This is a genomic window from Mycobacterium sp. (assembly GCF_032161845.1).
Lineage (GTDB): Bacteria > Actinomycetota > Actinomycetes > Mycobacteriales > Mycobacteriaceae > Mycobacterium.
Genome location: NZ_JAVRQA010000180.1, coordinates 1 through 10,054, shown reverse-complemented (window position 1 = coordinate 10,054; position 10,054 = coordinate 1). Strand labels below are relative to the sequence as shown.

General features: G+C 65.6%; 10 protein-coding genes and 1 pseudogene. 6 read left to right on the top strand and 5 right to left on the bottom strand.

Going from position 1 to position 10,054, the window contains the following annotated elements; all coding sequences use genetic code 11:
• Nucleotides 1–1,100: pseudogene (locus tag QOD90_RS10370) on the bottom strand (amidohydrolase family protein); the annotation flags it as partial.
• Between the two features lie 64 nt (nt 1,101–1,164).
• Nucleotides 1,165–2,091: an SDR family oxidoreductase gene (locus QOD90_RS10365; RefSeq protein WP_526349285.1), complete on the bottom strand. Its 927-nt coding sequence runs from the start codon at nt 2,089–2,091 to the stop codon at nt 1,165–1,167.
• 68 nt (nt 2,092–2,159) lie between these two features.
• On the opposite strand from QOD90_RS10365, the gene QOD90_RS10360 reads away from it, so the two are divergent.
• From QOD90_RS10360 to QOD90_RS10345, 4 genes are all read left to right on the top strand, one after another.
• Nucleotides 2,160–3,086, top strand: a complete 927-nt coding sequence (locus QOD90_RS10360) for a dienelactone hydrolase family protein (RefSeq protein WP_526349283.1) — start codon at nt 2,160–2,162, stop codon at nt 3,084–3,086.
• A gap of 43 nt (nt 3,087–3,129) precedes the next feature.
• Nucleotides 3,130–3,819 carry a YoaK family protein gene (locus QOD90_RS10355; RefSeq protein ID WP_526349281.1) on the top strand — a complete coding sequence of 230 codons (690 nt, stop codon included), beginning with the start codon at nt 3,130–3,132 and terminating at the stop codon, nt 3,817–3,819.
• A gap of 63 nt (nt 3,820–3,882) precedes the next feature.
• The gene (locus QOD90_RS10350) at nt 3,883–4,281 is read left to right on the top strand and encodes a cupredoxin domain-containing protein (RefSeq protein ID WP_526349279.1); all 399 of its coding nucleotides are present in this window, start codon (nt 3,883–3,885) and stop codon (nt 4,279–4,281) included.
• A gap of 104 nt (nt 4,282–4,385) precedes the next feature.
• A complete protein-coding gene (locus tag QOD90_RS10345) occupies nt 4,386–4,847 on the top strand; it encodes a hypothetical protein (protein WP_526349277.1) in 462 nt (153 codons plus the stop codon).
• Nucleotides 4,848–4,859: 12 nt separating this feature from the next.
• Here the strand turns inward: QOD90_RS10345 and QOD90_RS10340 are convergent, their stop codons facing one another.
• Together QOD90_RS10340 and QOD90_RS10335 are read right to left on the bottom strand one after the other, a co-directional pair.
• Nucleotides 4,860–6,143, bottom strand: coding sequence for a cytochrome P450 (locus QOD90_RS10340; RefSeq protein WP_526349275.1), 1,284 nt, complete (start codon nt 6,141–6,143; stop codon nt 4,860–4,862).
• A 46-nt stretch (nt 6,144–6,189) separates the two neighbouring features.
• Entirely contained in the window at nt 6,190–6,627 is a 438-nt protein-coding gene (locus tag QOD90_RS10335; protein ID WP_526349273.1) for a hypothetical protein, read from the bottom strand.
• Nucleotides 6,628–6,721: 94 nt separating this feature from the next.
• Here QOD90_RS10335 and QOD90_RS10330 point away from each other — a divergent pair, with 94 nt between their 5' ends.
• Nucleotides 6,722–8,647, top strand: a complete 1,926-nt coding sequence (locus QOD90_RS10330; RefSeq protein ID WP_526349271.1) for a flavin-containing monooxygenase — start codon at nt 6,722–6,724, stop codon at nt 8,645–8,647.
• Nucleotides 8,648–8,650: 3 nt separating this feature from the next.
• On the opposite strand, the gene QOD90_RS10325 is transcribed toward QOD90_RS10330, so the two are convergent.
• Nucleotides 8,651–9,163 (bottom strand): nuclear transport factor 2 family protein, encoded by a 513-nt coding sequence (locus QOD90_RS10325; RefSeq protein ID WP_526349269.1) that lies wholly within the window; start codon nt 9,161–9,163, stop codon nt 8,651–8,653.
• 325 nt (nt 9,164–9,488) lie between these two features.
• Between QOD90_RS10325 and QOD90_RS10320 the strand changes: the two genes are divergently transcribed.
• Nucleotides 9,489–9,974, top strand: coding sequence for a hypothetical protein (locus QOD90_RS10320; protein WP_526349267.1), 486 nt, complete (start codon nt 9,489–9,491; stop codon nt 9,972–9,974).
• Nucleotides 9,975–10,054: the final 80 nt, after the last annotated feature.

The window sequence follows — 10,054 nt, the reverse complement described above, 5'->3', positions numbered from 1 at the left end:
ACTCGCAGGCCGTACTTGCTTTCGTACTCCTTGCGGAACCGGCGGCGGTACTGCTCGTCACGCATCAACACCTTCCGCACGACCTAGTAGCTCATGTGCAGAGCCGCAGCGCCCGCGCCCAACTCCTCCAAGATCACCAGAACGATGCCGTCGGCGTACACCACGAACGGCACCGGCAGGTGTTGCCATCGGAAATTTCCGCCAAGGCGGTTGATCAACCGCGCGACCGGACCCATCATCGTGATGGCGAGGGGATTGGACTTGACGTCGGCCGCCGACAGCAGGCTGGTCTTGAGCGGGTTGCGGATGATGCCAAGCGATTGCGCGACCTGCGACCCCAGGTTCAGCGGATTCTCGATGTTGGGGCCGGACTGCAGGACGCGTCCCGCCTTGCGCAGCAACGACTTCAGCCTCCGCTGCTCGCGCGCTCCGGCATACGTCGACGGCAGCGTGCGAGATCGGCACACGTCGCCGTCCAGCTTGTCGAAGAGCAGTTGCATCGAGGACATGCCGACGAAGCCCGCGTCGAGGGCCTCGACGAGCATGCGCTCCATCTCGGCCTGTTCACTCCGGCTGGGACGCTCGCGCTTCTGCGTCGCGCGGTCGAGTCCCATGACGGCGGTTCGCATGTCGGAGTGCCCGATGAACGCCGCCAGGTTGGGGCCAAGAGGCAACTGCTCCAGCGCCTCGACGTACTCCTCGCACGTGCGCCAGGTCTTGTGACCGTCCACCGCGGCGATGACGTGCTCCCGGGGGATCGCCTCGACGCGACCGAAGAGATCACCCGCGTCAGTCCCGTCGATGTGGATGGTCGACAGTGAGCACGACCCGAGCATCACGGTGGTCACGCCATGGCGCAGGGATTCCGCCAGCGCGGGCCCGTTGAGGACCTCGACGTCGTAGTGGGTGTGGATGTCCAACATGCCCGGCAGCACCCATTGGTCGGTCGCGTCGATCACGCGGGCGCAGTCCATCTCGTCGAGTTCGGTGGCCGAGATCGCCACCACGTGACCGTCGCGGATGCCGATGTTGCGCACCGCGGACGCCGCGCCGGTGCCGTCGAACCACCGGCCGTTTCGAATGATCGTGTCGTACGTCACCCCGTCATAGAACAGCCGCGGGGCACCCGTGTCAACGAAATCGTGAACACATCGGAAAAAATGTCTACTGCTCGGCCCATGCGTCGGGCTGGCGGCCGTCGATGTCGGTGAAGCCGTATTCGCGGGCCAGTTCCACCGAACTCGCCGAGCGCTGATTCCAGCGCGCGCGATCGGGGTCGGCCGCGATGGCAGCCACCCCACGGCCGACGAAACGTGGCGTCTCGGATTCGGTGAACGACGGGGGAGCGGTCGGTCCGCCGTCGGCGCGTCCCGGTTCGAGGGCGTCGCGCCACGTCGCTGCGGCCACCCCGTAGTTCTCCAGCATCATCTCCGAGCGCAACCAGCCGGGCGTCACGGCCACGGCGGTGCAGCCGAACGGCGCCAGATCGTGGCCCTGGCTGAACGCGATCCTGTTCACCGACACCTTGGCGAGGTCGTAGAAGGCCGACAATCGGTAGTGCTGCGCGTTGAACTCGGCAGTACCGTCGGTCACTTCGACCAGCAGTCCGCCGGGACGGCCGATCAGCAGCGGCAGCAGACAGTGCGACGTGATCAGGTGGGTTTCGACCCCGAGCCGAAGGATGCGGAGTCCGTCGTCGAGGTCGTGCTCCCACAGCGGCCGGTTCCACGTCGACGGTGGCCCCTTGAGGATCTCGGCGCCCCAGATGTCGTTGACCAGGACGTCGATTGCGCCGTAGTCGCTTCGCAGGCGGTCCGCCAGTGCGCGCACCTGGGCGACGTCGAGATGGTCGGTCGGCACCGCGACGCCGACACCACCGAGATCGGTGACGAGTTGCGCTGTCTCCTCGATGGTTTCGGGACGATCGTAGTCGGAACAGAGGTCGACGACGGAGCTGGTGCGTCCCGTGCATACGACCGTGGCACCCGCCTCGCCCAGCGCAGCCGCGATCCCGCGACCCGCACCGCGGGTGGCTCCGGCGACCACGGCGATGCGGCCGGCGAGAGCGGGGCTGCCCGCTGGCGAGAACATGACGTCGAGTATTCGCCGTCAGAGCCTTCTGCCATCGCAAGTTCAGAATGTCGAGGCATACTCGCTACGTGACTCCGTTGCAACGCTATATTGCCGAAGAGATCGCGACCGACCACGTCGAGGGATTGATGTCCCGGCGCGAGGCCATTCGGAGGCTGGCGCTCATCGGCGTCGGCGCCACCGCGGCGTCGGCACTGATCGCCGCGTGCGGCAGCGCCGAGAAACCGGCGAACGAGACGCCGACGGCGAACGCGCCGGTGACTTCTAGCGGGGCCGCTACCGAAAAGCCACTTCCGCCAGGAATCGAGAACGCGCTCGAGACCGCGCCCATCACCTGGGCGGGTCCGCGCGGCGAACTCCAAGCGGCATGGGCGGAGGCACAGTCGCCGAAGGGCGCCGTCCTCGTCATCCACGAGAACAAGGGGCTCACCGACTGGGCCCGCACGGTGGCGGGACGCTTCGCGGGGATCGGGTACTCCAGTCTCGCCATCGACCTGTTGTCGGCCGAGGGCGGCACGGCGAAGTTCACCGACCCCGCCGAAGCCACCGCCGCCCTCAGCAAGATTTCCGCGCCGGACTTCGTCGCCGACATGAAGTCGGGAATCGACGAACTGCAGCGCCGCACACCGGGGGTCAAGGTGGCGGCCGTTGGGTTCTGCATGGGCGGCGGCCTGGTGTGGCAGCTGCTCGCGTCCGGCGAACCGCAACTCGCCGCCGCGGTGCCGTTCTACGGCCCGCTGCCCGACGGCGCCGACTTCAGTGGTTCCAAGGACGTCGCCGTGCTGGCGTTCTACGGCTCCGAGGACGCTCGGGTGACCGGGACGAAGGACGCCGCGCAGCAGGCCCTCGACAAGGCCGGACTGGTCAACCAACTCGTCGTCGAGCAAGGCGCGAATCACGCGTTCTTCAACGACACCGGCGACCGCTACGACCCGACGGCAGCAGCCGACGCCTGGCAGAAGACGCAGGACTGGTTCACCAAGTACGTCGGCTGATCCTCGCCAAGTCGGCCGACGGGTCGACCGCTAGGTTGTCCGAATGGGCGCTGCGACAGCGGGACCGAACGACGTCGACCGCGCCAGGACGCTGTGGTTCGCACTGCTGCTGACCATCACCAACGGGTTCATGGATGCGCACACCTTCTACGTCCGGGGCGGCGTGTTCGCCAACGTTCAGACCGGCAACGTCATCTTCTTCGCCATCGACGTGTCCGAGCGCAAGGTGGCTGCGGCGATGGCCCACGTGTGGCCGATCCTCGCCTTCATGGTCGGCGTTTCCCTTGCGGCCCACATCAAGTCGGGCCGAGTGGAGCGTATGGTGCCGCATCCGTTGCGCTGGGCGATGACCGTGCAGGTGGTCGCGCTCGCGGTGATCGGCTTCGTCCCGGTCACCGTGGCGCACAGCTACGTGACGGTCCCGATCGCGTTCCTCGCCGCCCTGCAAATGGGGCTGTTCCGCAACATCGGCGACCTGGCGTACCTGCCGGTCGCGACGACCGGAAACCTGATGCGATTCGTCGAAAGCGGCTACGACGGCTTGATCGGCAAGCAAGGCGCGGCACGTCGCGCCTGCGGGGTCTACGGTGCGCTGATCCTTGCGTTCGCCGGGGGAGCGCTCATTGGCTCGTTCGCGAGCCGAGCCTGGGGTGCGCACGCCATCTGGCTGGCAGCGTCGATTCTGGCCGTCACCCTCGTTCTCTTCATCGTCGACGAACGGGTCCTGCCCTGATCGAACCCAACCGGCACGCGGTACGTGTCCATGAGACACACGCCGCCAACGCAGGAGGACACCATGACCAAGATCGGTTCCACACTCGGGGCGTTGCTATTGATCGGCGCCGTTGCCACCGCGTGCAGTAGTGCCCCAGCCCCGAGTTCTGGTTACGGGTCGACCAGTTCACCCGTCGCCATGACCGGCAGCCCAGCAGACAGCCCGGCCACTGCGGGCTCGACCATCACGATCTCCGGCATGGCCTTCGGTGAGCCGCTGACCGTCTCACCCGGGGCGACGGTCACCATCGTGAACAAGGACACCGTCGAGCACTCGGTGACCTCGAAACCCGATGCCGGGTTCTCCACCGACGTCGACGGCGGGGAGCAGAAGACCTTCACCGCACCAACTCAGCCTGGCGACTACCCCTTCATCTGCAAATACCACCCGAACATGAAGGGCACACTGACCGTCAAGTAGGTCCAACGTCACGCTCCCGGGGTTTGAACGTCGGCGATGCCGGGCATCCGCAAAACCAGCAGTTGCGTCAATTCATGACGCACCAAGTGTCCAAGGAGCCCGACATGAGTAACACCGTCGTCCTGATCGTCGTGGCCGTCGTGGTCGTCCTGCTACTGATCCTGGCGTTCGCCTTCGTCGCACGCAGTGCGCGTGACAAGAAGCGCAGGGCTGAAGCAGATCGTCTCCGCGAAGAGGCTCGCGAGGAAAGCAGCCGCGTCGAGAAGCGGGAGGCGATCGCCGCCGAGACAGATGCCAGGGCCCGCGCCGCTGCAGCGGAAGCCGAGGCCAAGGCCGCCGAGGCCGCCCGCTTGAGCGACAGGGCTGCCGTCCACCGCGACGAGGCAGCCGCCTCACGTGAGCAACTCGACTCGCAGTTTCAACGCGCTGATTCGTTGGACCCGCGCCGTAAGGACGATGTCGACGACGCGCACGCCGCCGCCGAGAAGGACCGCATCAAGCGCGACGAAGTGAACCGCAGCGAGCGCCCCGAGCACGAAGAGCAACCGCACCGAGTCGTCAAGTAGCGCGAGAGTGGCCTAGCGCGGCGGGGTCCACGCGACGGGCAGTCGCTTGATGCCGTGGATGAAGGCCGATTGCAGCCGGGCGGGTTCCTCGGTCGCGGCGATGTCGGGAATCCGTCGATGCAATTCCTCGAAGGCCACGGTGATCTCCCGCCGCGCGAGGTTCGCGCCGAGGCAGAAGTGGGCACCGCCGCCGCCGAAGCCGACGTGTGGGTTGGGGTTGCGCCGTACGTCGAATGACCACGGGTCCTCGAACTTGGCGTCGTCGCGGTTGGCTGACCCGTACCACAGCGTGACCTTGTCGCCCGCAACGAGTTTGACGCCGCTCAGCTCGATTTCACGAGTCACCGTGCGGCGCATGTAGGCCACGGGCGATGCCCACCGCACCACCTCCTCGACCGCGGTCGGAGCGACGGTGTCGTAATCGCTCCACCAGTCGTCACGTTGTTCGGGGTGGCGGCTCAGCGCGAGCACGCCGTGGCTGATGGCGTTGCGGGTCGTCTCGTTGCCCGCGACCACCAGCAAAATGAAGAACGACGCCACCTCCCCGGACGTCAGTTGCTCGCCGTCGAGCTCGGCTTCCACCAGGCTGGTGGTGAGGTCTTCCCCGGGGTGGCCGCGGCGGTCGTCTGCCAATCCACTGGCGTAGGCGCCGATCTCCATTGCCACCTTGACGAACTCGTCGAACTCGGTCGCGATCTCCGGATCGCCGAACCCCAGGATCACGTTCGTCCATTCGAAGACCTTCTGGTGGTCCTCCTCGGGAATGCCCATCATGTCGCAAATGATCTGCAACGGAAGGGGTCCGGCAAGGGCGGAAACCAGTTCAGCCGTGCCGTCCGGGTGATCCGCGACCATCGCATCGACCAGACGTCTGGCGCGGTGCCGCACCGAATCCTCGATCCTGGCCAGCACCCGTGGGGTGAACGCGCTTCGCACGATGTTGCGCAGCCGGGTGTGCCGCGGGTCGTCCATCGCGATCATCGAGCCGAAGTACTCGGCCAACTCCGGCGATTGGTCTCCGATGACGATGCCCTGCGCCGAGCTGAAGACCTCGGGATGGCGGCTGGCGTGGAACACGTCGTCGTACCGGGTGATCGCCCAGTGTCCCTTGCCCTGCTCGAAGCCCTCCCGAACGAACTCCGGCTGCAGTGACACGGGGGCTTCACGCCGCAAGGTGGCGAACGCGCCGTCGCGTACCTCGTCGTCGAGCGCCCAGAAGTCCCAAGAGCCGAGGTTGATGTCGGACATCGGAACGTCGGGCGGCAGCGTTCCATTCACCCGTGTCGAGATACCCACGCCACCTCATCTCACCGTCGAGAACGCGATGTCGCCGAGCGTAACGTCAGGGCCAAGCTTCATGCCCCATTCTGCCGTGGGTGCGCCTCTCGTCCTTCATCTTGGCCTCGTACACGTGTCTCTCACCTGCGACGAGCGCATCACGCACGTGACGCTCGTGTTCGCGGAACTCCGTCCAGTACCCATCGTCGAACTCCTCGACGACCTGAAACGTCCATCGGCCGTGCAACACGTTGCGACCGATCAGTTCCGTCTCCAAGCGTTCGGCGACCTCGCCGTGTCCTGCCTTCCGCAGATCGTCACACGCCTCGCCGAGCGTCAGGTCGGCGTGCCCCATCAGTTGATGGAACGAGTACAGGTGCCCACGAGCTCGTTCGACCCACTCCAAGGCCTCCGACACCTTCCCAACCGCGGCGATGGTGTCGTCGTCCACCCCGGCCGGGCGACGGCCCAGGCAACCATCGGAGTCCTCATTCGCGCTCATCAACGAGTGATACCCGTCCATTCACCGGTCCAACCCGCCGCCGCGTTCAGCCGATGCCCTGCGCGTGATCACCGGTCCGTGATAGCACCGACGGGTGCGCAACCCACATGCAGGGCAACCGTTTACGACTACGGACGAGGACATCGTCGCGGCACTCCTCGACGTCAGCATCCCGACGTTGATGCTGTCGTTGGTCCACATGTCAGGCAACCCCGCGCTGATCCGCGGTGCCCTCAAGCCGGCTGGTCTGTTCCTCAACGAGGTACAGGGCTACATGTCCGAGGACGACAAGGCAGCAGCACGCGGGGTCGCATTGCAGGTCATCAGCGACTATCGCGACCGCGGGTGCCCCGAACCCGAACCGATCGGCCGTGAGCTGCTCAAGGAGATGATGGAGTGGCTGGTCTGCGAACCGGTACCCGATGAGTACGTGCCGTTGCTGCTCGAGGAGATGGAACTCGACGGCAGGGACATGCGAGCCGCGCGGACCTCGGAGCCCTCCGCGAGCGACGAGTTCCCGGTCGTCGTCATCGGCTGCGGAGAGTCCGGTCTGCTGGCGGGCATCCGACTGAAGGAGGCCGGCATTCCCTTCACCATCGTGGAGAAGAATGCCGGGCCGGGGGGGACGTGGTATCAGAACACCTATCCGGGTGCGCGCGTCGACGTGGGAAATCACTTCTACTGCTACAGCTTCGAGCCAACGGATCAGTGGACGCACTTCTTTGCCGAGCAACCCGAGTTGCAGGCCTACTTCCAGCGCGTAATGGACAAGTACGACGTCGGACCGCACGTTCGGTGGCAGACAGAGGTCACCGATGCGACGTGGGATGACGCCACCGCGACGTGGAGCGTGCGGACGCGTGCCATCGACGGCACGGTGTCCACCCTCGAAGCGCGCGCGATCATCAGCGCGGTGGGGCAGCTGGACCGGCCCCACCTGCCGACGATTGCGGGTCGAGATCGATTCTCCGGCAACGCCTTTCACTCTGCGGAGTGGGACCATTCCGTCGATCTCGCTGGCAAGCGGGTAGCGATGATCGGTGCGGGCGCCAGTGGCTTCCAGATTGCCCCGACGATCGCCGAAGAGGTCGGCCACCTCACTGTCTTCCAGCGCACGGCGCAGTGGATGTTTCCCAATCCCAACTACCACGAAGCCGTCGGCCCCGGCGTGCAGTGGGCGCTGCGGCATCTCCCGTTCTACGGACGGTGGTACCGGTTCCTGCTGTTCTGGCCCGGCTGCGACAAGGGCCTCGAGGCGGCCCGCGTCGACCCCGAGTATCCCGACCAGCAGTGCGCGGTCAGTGAGATCAACGAGATCACCAGGATCATGTTCACCGAGTGGATCAAGAGCCAGATCGGCGACGATCCCGAACTGGCGGCCAAGGTCGTGCCGGACTACCCGGCGACGGGCAAGCGCACGCTGCAGGACAACGGCAGCTGGTTGCGGACGCTGACCCGCGATGACGTCGAGTTGGTCCGCACGCCGATCGACCGCATCGAGGCCGGCGGCGTCGTCACCGCCGACGGCGTCCACCATCCCGCCGACGTCATCGTCTTCGCGACCGGTTTTCAGGCCACCGAGGTGCTGTGGCCGATGACGATCACCGGTCGTGCAGGCCAGGATCTCCGCAGCCGGTGGGGAGAGCGACCGGCGGCCTACCTCGGCATCACCGTGCCCGGCTTTCCGAACTTCTTCTGCATGTACGGACCCGGCACGAACCTGGCCAGCGGGGGCAGCCTCATCTTCCACTCCGAATGCCAGATGCGTTACATCTCACAGTGTTTGGACCACCTGATCACCGGCGGTCATCGCTTCATGGAACCGCGGCAGGACACGACGGACGACTGGGTTCGACGCAGTCAGGAGGAGATGCGCAAGATGGTCTGGTCGCAACCGTCGATCAAGCATTCCTTCTACAAGAACGCATACGGCGAGGTGTACACGCTGAGTCCGTGGCGACTGGTCGACTACTGGGCGTGGACACGGATGCCCGACCCGGGGGACTTCACGTTCGGCTGACGGTCACGCCAGTTGCCAGCCCATGTTCTTGGCGAATGCCACACCGGCCTCGGAGAGGGTCCCGCACTCCCGGCAGCGCTCGACGTACTCCTTGACCATGGGCACGAAGTTCATCGGGTTGTAGGCGTCTTCCTCGTAGCTCCAGAGCCCGTCGCCCGCGTACTTGAGGATGGTGATGCACGGCCGTTCGATGATGGTGCCGTCGCCCGGGTCCTTCATCCGGTTCATGATCTCCGTGATGACCCAGCCCTTTTCGGTGTCGATCGAGTACCACGACACCGGGTAGAACGGCATCTCACTACCCGGGAAGACGTTCATCGTCGAGACGATCCACTCCCTGATCTGTTCGCGCCCAGCCATTTTGCCGTACACGTGCTCGTTGTAGGTGGCCTCGGAGACGAACAGATCCGCGTATCGCGACCAGTCCCAACTCTGCCCGATCTCGCGCACCACCTGCTGCTGATGCGCGAAGGCGTCCTCGATTTCCTGACGCGGCCATCTGCCTGAGGAATGCATCTGGTCGTTCTACCAGGCCGGTGGCGAAGAAGAGTTGATTTCAGGACACTGCCGACGATGATCACGAGCCTCACCAGACGCAGGGGTCACATGGGACACTCGCCAGCAAACGCTAGACCCCTACGCGTCCTAATCATCAACCACACCAGCAACATTCATCGCATGGCGGACATCGGCTGGCATCAGCGATGCGTAACGGTTTCCTTGTCCTCGACGATGTCGTTCGTAGGGGTCGCACCATGGGGTCCGGAAACAAGCCGCGATCGTTTCGGCGTTGCAGGCAATGAGAACGCCGCGACATCAGGTCGCGAGGTAGGAGACGCGAATGAAGACGAGCAGAGTGCTGGCAGCCGCGCTGGTCGCAGGCGGACTGAGCCTTGGCTCGGTGTCGGTGGTCACACCAGTGGCCTCCGCACAACCGAGCGCGCCAATCCCGATGAAGCCAGGACACGGCGACGATTTCTGTCCACCGCTATGCGGAGACGGCAACGGGCATGGCAACGGGCACGGCAACGGGAACGGGAACGGCAACGATCGCGGGTGGCCCGGCCAGTTCGACAACCGGGGTCACGGCCCTGACAAGGGCCTCTGGTGGAACAACAACCGCCACGACTGGTGGGATGACAACAACGGTCCGCCACCGTGGGGCTGGGGCCCGCCGCCGCCGATCCAGTGGAACGGCGGCCCACCACCGCAGTCCTACAACTACTGGGGCTACAACCTGAACCCGGTCTGGAACGACGGTCCGCGCCAGTGGGGCGTCTGGCTGTTTGGTCTGTGGATCCCGATCTTCGGAGTCGGCTTCAACTGAGTGCCGGGCGGCGGATCAGGGCGCCTCGACGACGGCCCGGTGCCGCTCCAGCGTCGTCCGCCGGTAACGAATGTTGCGTC